This is a genomic window from Streptomyces asiaticus (assembly GCF_018138715.1).
Classification (GTDB): domain Bacteria; phylum Actinomycetota; class Actinomycetes; order Streptomycetales; family Streptomycetaceae; genus Streptomyces; species Streptomyces asiaticus.
Genome location: NZ_JAGSHX010000001.1, coordinates 1073300 through 1089322 on the forward strand (window position 1 = coordinate 1073300; position 16023 = coordinate 1089322).

Annotated in this window: 17 protein-coding genes and 2 pseudogenes; 8 read left to right on the forward strand and 11 right to left on the reverse strand. The window is 70.4% G+C overall.

The window, feature by feature from the left end:
* Positions 1-53: 53 nt before the first annotated feature.
* Positions 54-959, forward strand: a complete 906-nt coding sequence (locus KHP12_RS04510) for a LysR family transcriptional regulator (RefSeq protein ID WP_086882609.1) — start codon at positions 54-56, stop codon at positions 957-959.
* A 25-nt stretch (positions 960-984) separates the two neighbouring features.
* Here the strand turns inward: KHP12_RS04510 and KHP12_RS50545 are convergent, their stop codons facing one another.
* From KHP12_RS50545 to KHP12_RS04525, 3 genes are all read right to left on the reverse strand, one after another.
* The gene (locus tag KHP12_RS50545; RefSeq protein WP_086882610.1) at positions 985-1323 is read right to left on the reverse strand and encodes an Lrp/AsnC family transcriptional regulator; all 339 of its coding nucleotides are present in this window, start codon (positions 1321-1323) and stop codon (positions 985-987) included.
* A 54-nt stretch (positions 1324-1377) separates the two neighbouring features.
* Positions 1378-2235, reverse strand: coding sequence for an SDR family NAD(P)-dependent oxidoreductase (locus KHP12_RS04520; protein WP_086882611.1), 858 nt, complete (start codon positions 2233-2235; stop codon positions 1378-1380).
* A 96-nt stretch (positions 2236-2331) separates the two neighbouring features.
* Positions 2332-3054 carry an SDR family NAD(P)-dependent oxidoreductase gene (locus KHP12_RS04525; RefSeq protein WP_086882612.1) on the reverse strand — a complete coding sequence of 241 codons (723 nt, stop codon included), beginning with the start codon at positions 3052-3054 and terminating at the stop codon, positions 2332-2334.
* Positions 3055-3199: 145 nt separating this feature from the next.
* Here KHP12_RS04525 and KHP12_RS04530 point away from each other — a divergent pair, with 145 nt between their 5' ends.
* Entirely contained in the window at positions 3200-3763 is a 564-nt protein-coding gene (locus KHP12_RS04530; RefSeq protein WP_167442559.1) for a TetR/AcrR family transcriptional regulator, read from the forward strand.
* 30 nt (positions 3764-3793) lie between these two features.
* Here the strand turns inward: KHP12_RS04530 and KHP12_RS04535 are convergent.
* From KHP12_RS04535 to KHP12_RS04545, 3 genes and pseudogenes are all read right to left on the reverse strand, one after another.
* Positions 3794-6570, reverse strand: a pseudogene (locus tag KHP12_RS04535) (Tn3 family transposase); the annotation flags it as partial.
* 123 nt (positions 6571-6693) lie between these two features.
* Positions 6694-7815 (reverse strand): epoxide hydrolase family protein, encoded by a 1122-nt coding sequence (locus KHP12_RS04540; protein WP_086884036.1) that lies wholly within the window; start codon positions 7813-7815, stop codon positions 6694-6696.
* Between the two features lie 52 nt (positions 7816-7867).
* On the reverse strand, positions 7868-9313 hold the full coding sequence (locus tag KHP12_RS04545) for an MFS transporter (protein ID WP_086884035.1): 1446 nt from the start codon (positions 9311-9313) through the stop codon (positions 7868-7870).
* A gap of 51 nt (positions 9314-9364) precedes the next feature.
* Here KHP12_RS04545 and KHP12_RS04550 point away from each other — a divergent pair, with 51 nt between their 5' ends.
* On the forward strand, positions 9365-9949 hold the full coding sequence (locus KHP12_RS04550) for a CGNR zinc finger domain-containing protein (protein ID WP_086884034.1): 585 nt from the start codon (positions 9365-9367) through the stop codon (positions 9947-9949).
* A gap of 154 nt (positions 9950-10103) precedes the next feature.
* Here the strand turns inward: KHP12_RS04550 and KHP12_RS50550 are convergent.
* The 4 genes and pseudogenes from KHP12_RS50550 to KHP12_RS04570 form a co-directional block, all read right to left on the reverse strand.
* A pseudogene (locus KHP12_RS50550) lies at positions 10104-10307 on the reverse strand (IS1380 family transposase); the annotation flags it as partial.
* A gap of 178 nt (positions 10308-10485) precedes the next feature.
* Positions 10486-11184: a response regulator transcription factor gene (locus KHP12_RS04560; protein WP_086884032.1), complete on the reverse strand. Its 699-nt coding sequence runs from the start codon at positions 11182-11184 to the stop codon at positions 10486-10488.
* Complete coding sequence (locus tag KHP12_RS04565) at positions 11181-12305, reverse strand: sensor histidine kinase (protein ID WP_244203126.1); 1125 nt, start codon at positions 12303-12305, stop codon at positions 11181-11183. The genes KHP12_RS04560 and KHP12_RS04565 overlap by 4 nt, the downstream gene beginning before the upstream one ends.
* Before the next feature lie 86 nt (positions 12306-12391).
* A complete protein-coding gene (locus tag KHP12_RS04570) occupies positions 12392-12940 on the reverse strand; it encodes a hypothetical protein (protein ID WP_086884030.1) in 549 nt (182 codons plus the stop codon).
* 166 nt (positions 12941-13106) lie between these two features.
* Here KHP12_RS04570 and KHP12_RS53220 point away from each other — a divergent pair, with 166 nt between their 5' ends.
* The 4 genes from KHP12_RS53220 to KHP12_RS04590 all read left to right on the forward strand — a co-directional run bounded on the left by KHP12_RS53220 (position 13107) and on the right by KHP12_RS04590 (position 15092).
* Positions 13107-13208 (forward strand): transposase, encoded by a 102-nt coding sequence (locus tag KHP12_RS53220; RefSeq protein WP_372455166.1) that lies wholly within the window; start codon positions 13107-13109, stop codon positions 13206-13208.
* Between the two features lie 69 nt (positions 13209-13277).
* Positions 13278-13571 (forward strand): hypothetical protein, encoded by a 294-nt coding sequence (locus KHP12_RS53225; RefSeq protein WP_211831501.1) that lies wholly within the window; start codon positions 13278-13280, stop codon positions 13569-13571.
* 172 nt (positions 13572-13743) lie between these two features.
* Positions 13744-14229 (forward strand): hypothetical protein, encoded by a 486-nt coding sequence (locus tag KHP12_RS04585; RefSeq protein WP_211831502.1) that lies wholly within the window; start codon positions 13744-13746, stop codon positions 14227-14229.
* A 401-nt stretch (positions 14230-14630) separates the two neighbouring features.
* Positions 14631-15092, forward strand: a complete 462-nt coding sequence (locus KHP12_RS04590; RefSeq protein ID WP_211831503.1) for a hypothetical protein — start codon at positions 14631-14633, stop codon at positions 15090-15092.
* A 78-nt stretch (positions 15093-15170) separates the two neighbouring features.
* Here KHP12_RS04590 and KHP12_RS04595 read toward each other — a convergent pair whose 3' ends face one another.
* On the reverse strand, positions 15171-15503 hold the full coding sequence (locus KHP12_RS04595) for a hypothetical protein (protein ID WP_211831504.1): 333 nt from the start codon (positions 15501-15503) through the stop codon (positions 15171-15173).
* A 14-nt stretch (positions 15504-15517) separates the two neighbouring features.
* Here KHP12_RS04595 and KHP12_RS04600 point away from each other — a divergent pair, with 14 nt between their 5' ends.
* On the forward strand, positions 15518-15880 hold the full coding sequence (locus tag KHP12_RS04600) for a zeta toxin family protein (protein WP_086884025.1): 363 nt from the start codon (positions 15518-15520) through the stop codon (positions 15878-15880).
* The last annotated feature ends 143 nt before the right edge of the window (positions 15881-16023 follow it).

Genomic DNA, 16023 nt, shown 5'->3' on the forward strand with positions numbered 1-16023 from the left:
GTCCCCGTCACCGCCCTCGACGGCCCCGCTCCGCGCTGCAGTACATTCTCAGAATGCCTCTCCTGCCCACGTCGCTGCGCTACTTCCTCGAGGTCGCGCGCACCGGTTCGATCAGCGAGGCCTCGGAGCGCCTGCACGTGGCCACGTCGGCGATCAGCCGGCAGATCGCGAAGCTGGAGCAGGATGTCGGGGCCCCGCTGTTCGAGCGCCGGCCTCGGGGGATGGTGCTGTCGGAGGCGGGCGAGATTCTCGCCGCCTACGTCCGGCGCAGTGCGCTCGAGGCCGATCAGGTGCTCGCCGATGTGCACGGCGTCGAGGCCCTGCACCGCAGTACCGTCAAACTCGCGAGCTGCGAGGGTTTCGCGCGCGATTTCCTGCCGGCGGCTATCACCGCATTTCGGGAAAAGCATCCGGGGGTGCGGTTCCGGATGAATGTCACCGGTCCGGCGGCGGCCACGCGGCAAGTGATAGACGGCACGGCGGACCTGGCCGTCACCTTTAGCCTCGGGCCGGAAGGGGGAATCAAGGTCGAGTATTCGCAGCAGCAGCCGATCTACGCGCTGATGCCCGAGGATCACCCGCTGGCGCACCGGGAGCATGTCGAGCTCGCGGACCTGCTGGAGTACCCGCTCGCGCTGATGGACGAGGGGACCACGATCCGGCAACTGTTCGACGTCTGCGTCGCGCTGGAAGGGCTGAACTTCGAGCCCGCTCTCGTCAGCAACTACTCGGGTGCGCTGCAGAGTTTCGTGCAGCTACGCGGTGGGGTCACCCTGGTCGGTCCGCTGACGGTGCGGCGGCTCGGCGCCGACCATCTGGCGATCGTTCCCATCCGCAATCCGGAGCTGAGCCGCCGGAGCATGCAGATCCAGTCGATGGCGCGGCGCGCGCTGCCCGCGGCGGTGCGGGCCTTCCTCGCGCACCTGATCGAGCAGATCGGTGATGACCTGCCCAGGTAGACGGATCCCCGGCGGCGACGCGGCTTTACCTGCCCTCGGCTCGGCGAAGGAGCAGCGGGGTGAGGCGGTGCGGCACCAGTTCGCGCATGGCCAGGGCCGTCGTCGTACGCTCGATGCCGGGAATGGCGAGGATCTGCCCCGCGATCCGGTACAGGTCGTCCGCGTCGGCGGCGACCACCCGTACGAGCAGATCGGTCTCGCCGCTGAGGCCGAAGACCTCCACGACTTCGGCGATGCCCGCCAGCGCCTCGGACACCTCGGCCAGCCGGTGCTGATCGACCCGCGCGGTGACGAACGCGGTGAGCAGGTGGCCCAGGCATTCGCGCCGCCGCGAACCCCCGGATCGCACGGGTTCATTGGACACGTCGACCGCCTGTCGTCAAACGATCGTTTGACGACAGGTACCGTCCGGCGATCGTCAGGCGTTGGTGGTCTTCCCGAGGTTCGGGGGAAGCGACAGCATCTGTTCGCTCCTGTCCCACAGCTGTCGGGAGATGTTCTCGTCGCGCGTCTGGGGATGGGTGCGCTTGGCGGGTTTCCGCTTCTCGTAGTAGGCACCGGAGAGCCAGTCTGTGCCAGGGCGGCCCTCGGCGAGCCAGACGAGTTGCCCGGCGGCCTTCTGCGGTGTCGTCATCAGCCGCCGGGCGATGCGGCTGCCGTACATGCGCTGCACGAAGTTGCCGGAGTTGGAGGCGAAGCTGGAGGCCACTGTGCCGGGGTGAAAGGCAGCCGCGGAGATGCCTTGACCGTGGAAACGGCGGTGCAGTTCTTGGGTGAAGAGGATGTTGTCCAGCTTGGCGGTGCCGTAGGCGCGCTGCGGGGTGAAGTCCCGGTCGTGTTCGAGGTCGTCGAGGACGACTTTTCCGAACAGGCGGGCCCCGGCGCTGGAGGTCTGGATCACCGATGCCGTGCTGGCGGTGAGGGTGTCCAGGAGCAGGTGCGTGAGGAGAAACGGCGCGAGGTGGTTGACCTGGAAGGTCACGTCGAATCCGTCCTCGGTCTTGGTGGGGTCGCCGAAGATGCCGCCGGCGTTGTTGGCCAGAACGTCGATGGTGGGGTGGGCGTTCTGCAGGTCGGAGGCGACCCGGCGGACGTCCGCGAGGCGGGAGAAGTCGGCGACGTGACGGTCGACGCCGAGTTCATCGCCGATGGCGTTGGTCTTGTGCGGGGATCGTCCCACCACGACGACCCGGTGGCCATGGTGGTGGAGCTGGCGGGCTGCCTCCGCGCCGACGCCGTCGCTCGCGCCGGTGATGACGATGGTCTTCGAGTCCATGGGTGCTCCTGGAGTCTGCATGTGCGAATGTGCCGAGCGCTTGCGCCCGCGTGGGGTGCACCTCGCTCTGGGCCGGGGCGCAGGGGGTGCGGCCGGTCAGGACGCGTTCTGCGGGGCGATCTGCTCCACGTGGTCCCGCTTGGTGAACAGGTCGAAGTACACGTCGGCGAGGTCGGCGGGTGCGACGGTGGGGAGCGCTGTCAGGTCGATACCGAGCGCCTCCGCCTCGCGCTGTCCCTGGCTGCCGTCGACGACCGCCCCCACCAGGAGCAGACCGGCGTAGACGCCCGTGGCGGCGAGGTCCTGGTTCAGGGCGTGCACCCAGTGCCGGGTGGCGGCGGCGACGCTCGGGGCGCCGCTCATGCCGGGCGCGGCCGAAGCGTCCTGGGCGGAGGCGCCCAGGGCGACCAGGAAGCCGCCGTCCCCCCGCTCGACCATCGGCGGAACGACGGCGCGCGCGAGCTCGACCGGGGTGTTGAGGAGCAGGTCGATGTGCTCGCGCAGGAACTCGGCATTCATCTGCGACGCCGGCCGCGTGAACTTGGTGACCGAGCCGACCGGGGCGTACGCGACGACATCGATGCGGTCGAAGCGGGTGGTGATCCGTTCGAGGAGACCGGGTACGACCGATGGGTCGGAGAGGTCGGCGGTGAAGGATTCGGCGTCGATCCCCTCGGTGCCGAGCCGCGCCGCCAGCTCGGCGAGAGGTTCCGGGCGGCGGGCGACGAGCGCCACCGCGTACCCCTCGCGGCCGAACCGTCGCGCGGTCGCCGCGCCCAGCCCCGAACCGGCTCCGAAAATCGCGATCGTCTTGGACATGGTCCGTACCGCCTCGTCTGGCTAATTTGATGGCTGCGTCAAGTTGTTTCGGTCGAGACCGTAAGTTATCTTGATGGCAGCGTCAAATTACGTACGCATAGGTGACGCGGGACACGGGACCCGAGGAAGGCAGGGAGGAGGGGACGTGACGACGCCCTTGCGCAGAGACGCCCGGCGCAGCATCGAGAAGATCACCGCCGTGGCCGTCGAGATGTTCGCCGAACGAGGACTGGACTGCCCGCTCGGGGAAATCGCCCGCCGCGCCGGGGTCAGTCCGGGCACCATTTACCACCGCTTCGGCGGCCGTGCCGGGCTCATCGAGGCCGTCGCGCCTCAGGTGGCGGCCGGCAAGGTCGCCGCGGTGATCGACGCCGCGGAGGGCAAGACCACCGCCTGGGAGCGTTTCGCCGCGTACGTCGAGGGTCTGGGCGCTCTGGGCGGCAGCGACGCGGTCCTGCGCGACGCGCTCACCGCGCGCTCCGAACTCACCCCGCCCCTGCACGAGGTCTGCGGGCAGGGGCTGGAACGCGGGTTCGTCCTGATGGAGAAGGCGCACCGGGACGGCACCCTGCGAGCGGACTTCGGCCCCGACGACCTGCACCCGCTGCTGCTCTCCGTCATCGGCGTCGCACACGCGGCCCCCGAAGCCCGGCGCAGGATGGTGGAGTTCATCCTCGACGGACTGCGAGCCCAACACCGCAGGCCATGAAGCGACGAGCGTTCTGATCCACTCTGGAACTCACCTCTGCCCGTCCTCGTCCTCGTCCAGCTCGGGGGCGTCCGGGTCGCGCAGCGGGCGCAGGGCGCCGGCGGCCGGGGTGCTGGCGGTGAAGCTGTAGCGGCCGAGCAGGTTCAGGTTGCGGTGCTTGAGCGGGGAGAGCCGGGCGATGTCCTCCTCGCGGATCTCGTGGCCTTCAGGGTGGAGCTGTTCGACGGCGGCGTCGATGTACTTCGTTGTCCAGAGCACGATGGCGTTGAGGGCCAGGCCGAGCGCGCCGAGCTGGTCCTCCATGCCGTCGCGATACGCCTGGTGGATGGTGCCGCGCTTGCCGTGGCACACGTCCCGCGCGAGCTGGTGGCGGGATTCCTGCACGGTGAGCTGCCGGTTCATCTGCCGGCGGTAGGTGTCGTCCACCGGGTCGACCACCCGCAGCAGGTGCTCCGTCTTGGCGATCCGCCCGTACTCCGCGAACGCCGCCCCCAGCGGAGTCGGGCGCCCCTCACGTCCCATCTCCGGCTTGACCCCACCGTCGAGGTTCAGCAGCGCGTCCAGGATATGCAGGGAGTCGTGCGGGGTGCCGGGCACGACCATCTGCCCGATGCCCGCGACCTGGTCGTTGACGGCATTGAGCCAGGTGATACCGCGCTTGAAGCCGAAGTACTTCGGTGACGGCGCCGAGCTGATCGTGCGCACAGGGACGACGAACCGCAGTCCGTCGACCGAGGCGAGCAGTCCGTTGCCCCAGAACTGCACGATGGGCACCTGGGCTTGGGCCTCGATCAGCTTCGCGTTTGCCGCGGTGATGGTGTCGGCGCGCAGGTAGTACTGGTCGACGTGGACGAGTCGGGCCCGGGTGAGCGCCTCGTGCGCCGGGTTCACCACCGGGGTCAGGCCGATGTTGCACGCCTCCGACACGAGCAGGGCGACGAGGGATGTGGCCAGGTCCTTCATGCGGGTGGTGCCGTCGCCGAGGTGGACGAAGACGTCGAGGAAGCCGGTCCAGAAGTGCACCTCGAACAGCAGGTCCGGCAGGTCGATCTTCGGGAGCATCTTCTCGACCCGTTTGCGCAGCGAGGCCAGGGACTTCGGTTCACCCAGTGCGCCGAGCTTGTCGACGTTCAGCTTCGCCCGCCCGTTGTCCTGCACCTCGATGGTGACCTTCGCTGCCGGTCCGGCCTCTTCGAGGCGTTCGAGGAGCTGCTTCCATCCCGCGTCCAGGCCGCGCACCAGGTCCGCCAGGTGCTCCTCGACGGGCATGTCCAGGCTCAGGGCCGCCAGGACGTCCTCGCACACGGCCTCCCACTCTGCGCCCTCCAGCAGGCGGGCCCGCGGGTTGGACCAGCGGTGCGAAGGGGTGGCGAACACATCGCGGTTGTTCAGGGCCCGGTGTAACTGCTCCAGCACGCACACCACGTACGCGTCCCGGTCCACCGCGCCCTGCGGCAGATCGGGGTTGGCGTAGACCGCCTTGCGCCAGGTCGGCGGCACCAGCTTGTCGTCGACCTCGCGCGGCAGCAGCGGCTTCACGCTCACTTTCCGCCGGGCCAGCGCCGGAAGCGCTCGGACCCCGGCGAGGACCCGCTTGCCGCCACTGGCCGCGGACAGCGCATTCGACTCGCCCAGCAGGGCGAGGAACGGCTTCACCGTGTTGTACCGGGTCACGAGCGCGGCCCGCATCGCGATCCCGGCCGCGTCCTCACCCTCGGGCACGAGGGAGACCACCGTGGCCGCGGCGGTCCTCACGGCGGCGCGCGGGGCGACTTCCTCCAGCGCCGCCCACAGCGCGGCCACGTCCACGTCGGTGCCGTGTTCCTCGACCGTCTCCAGCTCCTCGACCAGCATCTCCCACGCGCGGGCGACCAACCTGGACGCCTTCTCCAGCTGCGGCATCGTGGACAGCCGTTCCTTCTCCGTCTTCCGCTTCGCCGTGTTCAGCAGCCGGGAGGCCATGAGGACCTGGAACAGGTCCAGGGCCTCGTCGATCGCCTTCGCCTCCAGGTGCCGCATCACCGCGGTGAGCATCGCCGTGCGCTTCGGCTCCGCCGCCCGCTCCAGCAACGCCGCCTTCGACCCCAACGCGTACCGAGCGAGCGCCGCCATCCGGTTCGGCGGGATCTGCGACAGCTTCAACCGCCCGAGCTGGAACGCGCTGATCTCGTCCACCCGCTCCAGCGCGCGGGCGAACGCCGTCCCGGTCGTCCGCCTCGGCGGCCGACGCAGCCGCTCCAGATCCGAGAACCGCGAGCCCTCCGGCGTCGTCAGCGTCTCCACCAGGTCGCCGGGCAGCGACGGGTCCGCCCGCCGCGCGGCCCAGCGACCGTGGCGTGCAGCCGCTTCTCAGCGACCGTCCGCCCCTCCGACACCTGCCGGGCCGGCACGCTCACCCCCGGCAGCAGCACCCGGTTGCGGCGCAGCCAGCCCACCGCCTGGTTGAACAGCGCCTTCGGCCCCTCGGCGTGCGTCCACGCCCGCCCGTGCAGGAACGTACGGAATCGCCGAGACCACTCCGAGTCCTCGTACTCGTGGTACTCGTAGGCGTCCCGGATCTCCCACGCGTGCTCGTAGGCCGTCTTCGGCCGCTCGGTGTACCGCTTCACCACCGACGGGTCCTCGATGCCGAGCTGCGCGGCCAAGTGCTCGACCACCGGCCACGGGGCGTCGAGTGGATCGTCCGGGAGGAACCGGCCGATGTAGCGCACGGTGCACATCTGAAGCGCGAAGCCCAATTGGTGATGCGTGGAGCGCCGCAACGCAATCAGATCGCGGTCGACGTCGTCCAGGAAGAAGAACCGCTCCTGGTTCGAGGGCGATGATCACCAGCGTCCGCTCGCCGAGCGCGGCCGTCGTTTTGCCGGTGACCCGGGGGACGGACAGGACCATCCCCTGGGCGTGGGCTTCCCCGGGGGTGGCACGGACAGTCAGCGGAACAGGCGGAAGAACCCGCGCACCTGCTTGACCAGCGACTCCGGCTGCTCCAGCGCGGCGAAGTGGCCACCATGCGGCAGCTCCTCGAACCAGCGCAGGTCGGTGAACCGAAGCTCGGCCTCCCGCCTCGACGGGCGGGTTATGTCGCGGGGGTAGACCGACAGCCCGGATGGCGCGGTCACCTTGTCCCGGAAGTTGGCGAAGCTCTCCCAGTACAGGCGCGCCGACGACGTGGCCGACGCGGTGAACCAATAGACCGAGATCTCGTCGAGGATCGTCTGCCGCGACAACGCGTCCTCGGGATGGCCGTCGTTGTCCGTCCACGCCCAGAACTTCTCGGCGATCCAGGCGGCCTGCCCCGCCGGGGAGTCGGTGAGGCCGTAGCCGAGCGTCTGCGGCCGGGTCGCCTGGATCGCCGAGTACCCCCGGCCGGTGCGCTGCATCTCCTTCTCGGCCTCGAGATTCGCCAGCTCCGCGGGCGTCGGGTCGTCGAACGTGCCCGCCGCCACGGATCCCAGGTTCAGGTGCACGCCGGCGACCCGCTCGGGCGCCACCTCGCCCAGCACCGCGGACACCGCCGAACCCCAGTCACCGCCCTGCGCGCCGTACCGTTCATAACCCAGCGAGACCATCAACGTGTCCCAGGCGCGCGCGGTGCGAGTGATGCCCCACCCGGTATTCGACGGCTTGTCACTCCAGCCGTACCCGGGCAACGACGGCGCGACCACGTGGAACGCGTCCGCCGGGTCACCGCCGTGCGCGCGCGGGTCGGTCAGCGGGCCGAGGACCTCCAGGAACTCGAGCACCGAACCCGGCCACCCGTGCGTGAGCACGAGCGGGAACGCGTCCGGCTCCGGCGAGCGGACGTGCAGGAAGTGGATGCCCAGCCCGTCGATCGTGTCGCGGTACTGCGGGAACACGTTCAGCCGCTCGGCGAACCCGAAATCGTAGTCCTCGGCCCAGCTGCGGCAAAGCTCCTGCGCATACGCCAGCGGCAAACCCTGTGACCAGTCGTCCACCGGCTCGCGCTCGGGCCACCGTGTCCGTCGCAATCGTGTCCGCAGATCCGCGATCTCGGCTTCGGTGATGCTGACCTCGAATGGCTCGGCGGACATGGCAAGGCTCCTTACTGGTCAAGGCGTTATCGGATCAGAGGCAGGTGGACCGTCATCGCGGGCTCCCACGCGTGGCGTCGGGCTCGGGGCGGCGGTCGGCGGTAGGGCGCCGGGTCAGGCTGAGGACGAGTCCGGCCAGGGGGAGTGCCGCGAGCACGGCGAGGGCCACCGGCCCCGGCACGATGCCGGACAGACCCGCGACAGCGGCCGGACCGATCCCGCCACCCAGGGCGTTCATGAAGTTGAGCAGGCCCTGTGCGGTGTCGCGGTCGTCCGCGGCGACCAGGTCCGGCGCGAGGCTCACCAGTACGGCTTGGGCGCCGGCGAACCCGCACACGGTCAACGCCGTGCCGACGACAATCGGGATTGGTCCGGTGAAGATCGCGACCACGAGCACGCCGACGACGGTGAGTGCCGCAAGCCCGGCCGACACCTGCCAGCCGGCGAACCGGTCGGTCAAGGTGCCGACCAGCCGCCCGGCCAGCACCGAGCAGGCGGCGGCCGGGACCAAGAGCACGCCGGCTTCCAGGGGGCCACCGCCCGTGGCCTGCTCGATCAGGGACGGGGCGCGGAACAGCACCCCGTAATAGCCGGCGAAGACGGTCCCGCCGATGAGCCCGGCCGCAAGGAAGCCGCGGGAGGCGAGCACCCGCCGAGGCACGAACCCGTCGGGCGTGCTTCGCACGCGCCACCACAGTCCCACGGCGGCGAGCGCCCCGGCGGCAGCCACGACGAGGGTGACCGGAGCGGGCAGGCCGACCGAGTGTGCCTGCAGCAACGTGATCAAGGAGCCGGCAAGTACCGACAGCACGGCCGCGCCGACGATGTCGAGTGGCCCGGTCGAGCCGTTTCGCTCGCCGCTACCGCTCCGCGTCAGCGCGCGCGTACTCGGCAATGCGGCCAGCAGGAGGGGCAGCGCGAGGACCGGGATCGCGAGTACGGCACGCCACCCGAGCCATGCGGTCACCGCCCCGCCCAGCAGTGTCCCGCACCCCGACGCCGTCGCGCTGGCGGCCGCGATGATTCCCAGGGCGCGGATCCGTTGCCGCCCGGGAAGGGCTGTGGTCGCGGCAAAGACGGCGATCACGGTCGCGCCCGCCCCGGCGCCGCCGATCAGTCGGCCGACGATCACGACAGACAGTGTCGGCCCGGCTCCGGCGAGCACGGAGCCCGCGGCGAGCGCCACGACCCCGGCGACGAGGACCTGGAAGGGGCTCCAGCGGACCAGCAGCCGACCCGCGACCGGCATCGCGAGCGCGGAGGTCAGCGACCACGCGGCGAGAATCCATGCGGTGGCCCCGAACGGCACCGCGAGTGCGCGGCCGATGGCCGGCAGGGCCACCGACGGCGCTCCCAGTGCCACGTACATCGGCAGCACCAGCATCCCCAAAGTCAGCCCCAGCCGACGCCCGTCCGGGGCGTCGGTTCGCTGCGGTGCCGGGGCCCCTCCAGACGGGATCGTCTGCGGCGTCGTCCCCTGCCGAGTATGTTGTGACATGCTAAAGCTCCTTTGGGTGTAACATTACGGGGCAGTGAGGAGACACGTCAAATGCAGGATGCGTATCACAGTCCATTGGTGGTCCAGACGGCCGTCGACCTGGCCAACACCTTGAGGCCGATCAAGGGAGAGGACACGCTCGAGACCGTGGAGCAGCTCCGGGACTTCCTTGACGACCATCCCGCGGCTGAGCCTCCGAGTTCGGCCGCGAACCAAGGGACCGGTCCGCGGCATCTCACCCGCGCCGACCTGGCGGAAGTCCGCGCGTTGCGCGAGACGGTGCGTGAGGTGCTCGAACGGGCGAACGCGGACGCGGTCGAAGCTGCGGCTCTGATCAACGACGGTCTGCGTCGCAGCCGCGCCACCCCGGTACTGCGCCACGAGGACGACCGCTGGTGGACCGAGGTGACCTCCGACACCGACCGCTGCTCGGCGCACCTTGCCGCGACTACGCTCAGCGCACTGGCATCCGTGATCGCCACGCTCGGTCCCGCTCGTCTCGGCGTATGTGCCGGGCCGACCTGCCGGGCCACTTTCGTGGACCTCTCGCGCAACGGCTCGAAGCAGTACTGCACCCGAACCTGCGCACACCGGGCCAGTGTCGCGGCCTACCGGAGCCGGCGCAGCCCGCGTTGAGCGCCGGCACCTGACCCTGTCACGCCGACGCCGGGGTTTCGTCCGAGCCCGCCATACCCGCACGGCCACGGCCCCTACGCAACGGCATGGGCCTTCTGGGGGAGCTCAAGGCGGGCCTCGACCGGAATAGTGGTCGCTCGGGAAGCCGCCCTCCGGGCCCGGTATCGGCCAGGTTGCAGGTGAACGCCCGTGCGGCGGCCTCCAGTTGACGTACGTGTCCCCAGGTGAAAGCACGCAGGAACGTGCCCGGCGTGGATGGAGCGCGCATGCCGCCGAGCAGGCGCGGCAGGCCGCCGTGGCGCAGAACATCCAGGTCGTCGATGCTGTCCGCACCCGCGACCATGCCACCGATGATCGACAGTGCCATCTCGTCGGGAGTCGTACCCGCGCCGTTCTTCGCGCCGGTCAGCTTGACCTTCTCGGCCACACGTCGCCGAACGCGACCCCGCCGCACGCCGCCGCACATAAATCCGAGCAGATCAGGGCTTCAAGATCATCCCGTTGCCCCTTTGGCGCGTATCTCGGTCACACCCCGGTCATGCCAGGCCGGCCGCGATGGCGCGGCGGACGGCGTCGGCGCGGTCCCGGATGCCGGCTTTGGCGAACAGGTTGTTGATGTGGGTCTTGACCGTGGCCTCGCTGATGAAGAGTTTCTCGGCGATGGCCCGGTTGGGCAGGCCCTGGCCGATAAGGGTGAGCACCTCGCGTTCGCGGCGGGTGAGGCCCGGGGGGAGCGACTGCGCGTCGGCCGGCGGGCGCGTGCGGACGGTGGCCAGGAGGCGGTTCTGCACCTCGTGGTCGAGTACGGACTGTCCCGCGGCGGCGGCCCGGATCGCACGGACGATGTCCTGGCGCCCCGCGTTCTTCGTCAGATAGCCGCGGGCGCCGGCGCTCAGGGCGGCCAGGATCGAGTCGTCGTCGGCGAAGGTGGTCAGCACGACCACGGCCGTTCCCGGGTGTTCCTCGCTCAGCCGGCGGGTGGCCTCGGTGCCGTCCATGACAGGCATGCGCAGGTCCATCAGGACGACGTCGACCGGTGTGGCGGCCACGGCGGCGAGCACCTCGGTACCGTCCGCGGCGGCGGCCACGACGTCGATGTCCTCGGTCATGTCGAGCACCGCGGCCAAGGGCTCGCGGACGGTGGCCTGGTCGTCGGCGACGATCACCTTCAGCGAGCGCTCGGTCAGCGGGTCCTGCGGGTTCCGTGGCTCCTGGGCCGGTTCGTTCGTCGTCATCCTCGGATCACTGCCTCCACCTGCCAGCCGCCCCGGTCCGGTCCCTCGGTGAGCGGACCCGCGGTGAGGGTGCCGCCCAGCAGGGCGACGCGTTCGCGCATTCCTATCAGTCCCATGCCACTGCCGACACTCGCGGTCGCCTCACCGGTCGCGGGCCCGTTGCGGACGGCAAGGCTGGTCGAGGCGGCGTCGAACGTCAGCTCCACCGCGATCTCGGCCCCGGGAGCGTGCCGGGCCGCGTTGGTCAGCGCCTCCTGCGCGATGCGCAGCACGTTCTGGGTGACCTGTGCCGACAGCTCTCGGACGGCCCCGGTGACGGTGAGCACCTCGCGGTGGCCGGACGACTCGATCATGGCGGTCAGGCTCTCGAGCAGCGGAAGGGAGTCCTCGCGCAGCGCGTGCACGGTCCACTGGGCCTGTTTCAGGCTCTCCCTGACAAGGCTCTGCGCCTTGTTGTGCGCCGCGCGGACCTTCTCCAGGTCGCCGGTGTCCATCAAGGCGTCCGCCAGCTCCAGGTGCATGTTGATCCCGGCCAGCGAGTGCGCCAGCACATCGTGGACGTCGCGGGCGATGCGGCCGCGTTCGGTGAGCACGGCCGTTCGCGCCTCGGCCCGCGCGGCCCGCTCGGCGGACTCGGCGGCCTGGAGCCTCGCCTCCACTGCCTGTTGCCTGCCGCGGCCCAGGATTCCGGCCACCACCGGGATGCCGGTGCTGAGGCCGAAGGTCCAGGTGAGCACCTGGTGATCGGGGCCGACGTAGAAATAGAAGACAGCGCCGCACAGCAGACTGGACAGGGCCGCGACCGCCAGGGCCGGCTTGAGGGCGAGGCGGTAGCCGGCGTGGCCGACGAGGAAGTAGGCGAAGAGGTAGCCGGAGCCGCTGCTGCTCACCTCCAGCAGGCCGGCGGACGCCACGACACCGGCGGTCAGCCAGACCAGCGCGGCCCGGTGTGGGAAGGCGGGCGGCAGGTGTCTGGCGAGCAGGGCGACTGAGTTGACCACCAGCAGGGCGACCACGGCCAGGCCGCGGCCGCTGACGCCCACCGGCCGGACGGTGATGACCGCGATGGCGATGACCAGCAGGGTGACGGCCCACTGGAGAGAGGCGTCGTGCCGGAGCACGACCCGAGGGCCGGGCTCCCGTTCGGAAGCCGGCCCGGGGGCTGGGGGATTGTCGGAAGCGGACACGGCGCGACGATAACCCGTACTCAGACCGTCCGGTCCGCGGCGACCGCCGCGACCCGTCCGTCCACGGCCGGCTGCCGCAGCTCCCGGGTGGCCATGCGGCCGCGGAGAAATATGGTGCCCAGCCGCGTGACCACCTCGGTGAGTGCCATCAGCACGAACGCGGCCACCCACGCGTCCCCCGTGGTGATCTGGTGCGCCAGGCTGAAGCGGGCCACGTCGTCGGCGCCGCCGTGGTCGACCCACAGCTGGAAGCCCATCCGCGCCCCCATGCCCAGCACCCACACGGTCGCGGAGACCGCGCCCGCCTTGATGAACAGATGCGCGCCGACCTTGCGTATACGGGTGTAGACGCCGCCCACGACGCCGAGGGCCGCGCCGACGGCGACGAGCGCGCCGATCAGCACCGGGTCGTTGCCGGCCGTGGGCACGGTGGTCAGGTAGCTGTGCGCGACGAAGGCCACGATCCCCAGGGGGATCACGTACGACTTGGCGTCGAGGCGGCCCTCCCGCAGCTGCCGGAAGACGACGAGGAGGAGGGCGATGTCGGTGATCCAGTCAGTCGTTGTCATGCCTCAAGCCTGCTGGCACGGGCCCATACGCGCCTGGACCCACGGGTGGAACTACGGGTGGAGTCCGGTCAGCCGGTGATCTCCCGGGCTCACGGGAGCAGCAGTCGTTCCAGCAGGACGACGAGAACGACAGATCGCCCCCTTTCGCCACCAGGTCGATCTGCTGATCACGATCCCCGGGATCAGCACCACGGTGGCCCACGTGATGATCGCGGAGATGGGCGCGGACATGAGCCGGTTCCCGAGCGCCGGGCACCTGGCCGCCTGAGCCGGGCTCGCCCCCGGCAACCGCGAGTCCGCAGGGAAACGCAAACGGGCACCGACCCGGCACGGCAACGTGTGGCTCAAGGGCGGACTCGGCGTCGCCGCCCTGGCCATCGGCCGCACCAAGGGCACGTATCTCGCCGCCCAGTACCACCGGCTGCGACCGCGGCGCGGCGAGAAACGCACCATCGTCGCCATCGCGCACAGCATGCTCGTCTCCGCCTACCACATGCTCACCACCGACGTGCCTTACCAGGACCTCGGCCCCGAGAGCCTTCCGGGGCCAAGATCATCCAGTGCCGGGTTTCTGGCGTATCTGGGTCACACCCCTGATGCGCACGCTGGGCCGCTTCGAGGGCCGCGTTGACGCCGACCGCCCCTTGGGGACTCCTCGGAGGAGTTCGCGGCCTCCGAGTTCCACTTCCCGGTGCGCGACTGGGACCTGTACCGCTACAGCGACTGGTTCCTGCTCTCCTGCGTGGTGCTGCCCTGGGCTGTCGAACAGTACGACGCTGTCCTCGCCCCGGTCGGCTGAGGGCATGGGCAGGGCCTCGCAGAGCATGTACGGCGTCGACCTGTCCGGGCCGCCGGTCCCGATGGACATGCAGGCATGGAGTGTCGATCACCTCAGCCGGGCCCAGGTGGTGTTCACCACCAGCCGTATCGAGACGTTCACGCCGGACTGCGGGAGCGGGCCCGACCCGTACCTGCTCGGTCTGGCCACTGGCAGCTGGGCGAAGTTCGACGACTTCGCGGGTTGGGCCGAGCCCGCCGATGGCTGGTCGGCTGTCCTGGACGTGCCCGGTGACCTGTTCACGGTGACCGGCCCCGGCGGAGTGACCTTCTACGCGGGCACCCTGAACGCCTCGAAGGCGTGGCGGCGTCTGGCCCGTCGGCACAAGGTGTTCATCGCGCTCGCCGGGGACCTCGCGCACCCGGCCGACATCCCGGCCGCCCAGGACCGCGGCCGGGTGTACGCCATGCTGTGCCCCGTCACACTGACCGTGCCCGGCAAGACGATGTGATCTGGGTCCACTCTCCGTGGAGCTTCGGGCGGATCCGCCCGAAGCTCTCCTCCGTGAGCGCGGACGATGGAGCCTTCAGCCGACCGCCCCGGCTGGAGGCTCCATCATGCTGAGTTCTCGCAGGTCACAGGCTCGACGATGCGGGCGGATCCGCCCCGCTGGTTCTGACGCCCGTTGGTCCCGCGTCCGGGCTGCTGTCGGTGCCGGTCGCTACGCTGTGGGCAGCGGCAGGACGCGCACGCCGCACGCCATGGTCACCGGCACCCAAGCTGCCCGGCAGACGGCCAAGGACCCCCGGGAGAGCGTCCCGGCGCCCCTCGAAGTCGCAGCACGTGCGACCGTTTCCGCCCGGATGTCGATGAGCCCGGCGGGATGCGTGGGATGCCGCGAGAGAGGCTGAGATGACCAAGAGCGGAGCAGGCGGCCCCAAGTCCCGCGCCCGCGCTCGACAGGAGCGCGACGGCGTCAAGTACACCCAGGCCCGGCGCGGCGCCGCTGGCGCGGGCACGGCATTCGGCGTCAGCGAGCCGGACAACGGCTTCGGCGGCCACGAGTTCGAGTACGAGCAGGTCACCGACTTGTTCCGGTGCACGGAGTGCAGGGTCTACGAGGTGGCGGCCCGTGACACGGAGGGACCGATCAAGCCGTGCACGGGCCTGGTCGGCTACGGCGGTGACACCGAGCGGGTCTACCTGCTGCTGACCGAGAACCCGGCGCTGCCGTACAGCCACGTGGCTTTCCTGGCGACTCGCATCGCAGCACCGGTATTGGCAGGGCGTCGCGGTTCTCATGGCGGGACGGGAGGCTGCTGGTCGAGTCGGCTCCCAGCGTCGTCGCCGAACTGGCCCGCCGGATCGAACTGATCACCTCCACTGTCGACGGGCGGCAGGTCCCGACCATCGCCTCGGTCGAGCACCTCACAGCCGAGGCCGGCCGGGCCGTCAACTCGGAGAACTACGCGGCATACGTCGCGGGTCACCCCACCGGTCGCCGGCACGGGCGTAGATGTCCCGCCGCCGCAGGCCGCGATGGAGGTGCTCGAGGATGCAGAAGGAGTAGGCGGCCTTGTCCACCACGCCGTCCGGCAGGCTCGGGTTGGCGAACACCAGCCGCCGCCAGGACCCGGTCACCAGCTCCCCGGCCACCTCGGCAGCGCCGATCTTCTTCCGGCCGATCAGCTGCGGGAGCTGCCTGAGCGCGGTGACCACGGGCGCGGCAGCCTCAATCGCGCCGAAGTCGATGACCTCGACCAGGAGGCGGATGAAGCCCCGCACAGTGCCGCGGGGACATGGTCATCGAGATCACCCCGGAAAGTGCTGCCCAGTTCGCCGCCCGCGCGGCCGTGGACGGGCAGGCGGGCTACCGCGTGCAACTGGTGGCCCTGGCGGTCCGCGAGGCCGATTCCCGCCAGGGCACCGCCGCCCGTTACGCCCACCTGAACCAGCAGGACATTCCCGCGCGGTTCACCACCGCCGCCGGGCACAACGCCTGCTTCGCCGTCGTCCCCGAGACGGTGGCCCTGGCCGAGCAGATGGCCGTGGTCGACGAGGTGGTGGTGATGCGGCACGATGCCCACCCCCTCTACCGCAACCACCTGAGCCTCCGTTCCCGCTTGGCTCTTCACGCTGGAGGGCTACGACACCCCGCTTAAGCGTGTCGCCGTCACCCCGTCAAAACTTCCAAGCTCGCCGATCGGACAAGCTCGGCAAGGGTCTGCGGGCAGCCTCGGGCATGTCACCCGGCTCGCCGGAACGGCGATGGACGGCCGCTCCATCACCGTGAAGGCCACACACG

Excerpts from the sequence above, each read along its gene's own strand:
- KHP12_RS04540 (WP_086884036.1), bottom strand. The coding sequence starts at position 7,815 with ATGTCCGCCGAGCCATTCGAGGTCAGCATCACCGAAGCCGAGATCGCG.
- KHP12_RS04570 (WP_086884030.1), bottom strand. The coding sequence starts at position 12,940 with ATGACAACGACTGACTGGATCACCGACATCGCCCTCCTCCTCGTCGTC.
- KHP12_RS04510 (WP_086882609.1), top strand. The coding sequence starts at position 54 with ATGCCTCTCCTGCCCACGTCGCTGCGCTACTTCCTCGAGGTCGCGCGC.
- KHP12_RS04585 (WP_211831502.1), top strand. The coding sequence starts at position 13,744 with ATGGGCAGGGCCTCGCAGAGCATGTACGGCGTCGACCTGTCCGGGCCG.
- KHP12_RS04590 (WP_211831503.1), top strand. The coding sequence starts at position 14,631 with ATGACCAAGAGCGGAGCAGGCGGCCCCAAGTCCCGCGCCCGCGCTCGA.
- KHP12_RS04600 (WP_086884025.1), top strand. The coding sequence starts at position 15,518 with ATGGTCATCGAGATCACCCCGGAAAGTGCTGCCCAGTTCGCCGCCCGC.
- KHP12_RS04520 (WP_086882611.1), bottom strand. The coding sequence starts at position 2,235 with ATGGACTCGAAGACCATCGTCATCACCGGCGCGAGCGACGGCGTCGGC.
- KHP12_RS04560 (WP_086884032.1), bottom strand. The coding sequence starts at position 11,184 with ATGACGACGAACGAACCGGCCCAGGAGCCACGGAACCCGCAGGACCCG.
- KHP12_RS04545 (WP_086884035.1), bottom strand. The coding sequence starts at position 9,313 with ATGTCACAACATACTCGGCAGGGGACGACGCCGCAGACGATCCCGTCT.
- KHP12_RS04550 (WP_086884034.1), top strand. The coding sequence starts at position 9,365 with ATGCAGGATGCGTATCACAGTCCATTGGTGGTCCAGACGGCCGTCGAC.
- KHP12_RS04525 (WP_086882612.1), bottom strand. The coding sequence starts at position 3,054 with ATGTCCAAGACGATCGCGATTTTCGGAGCCGGTTCGGGGCTGGGCGCG.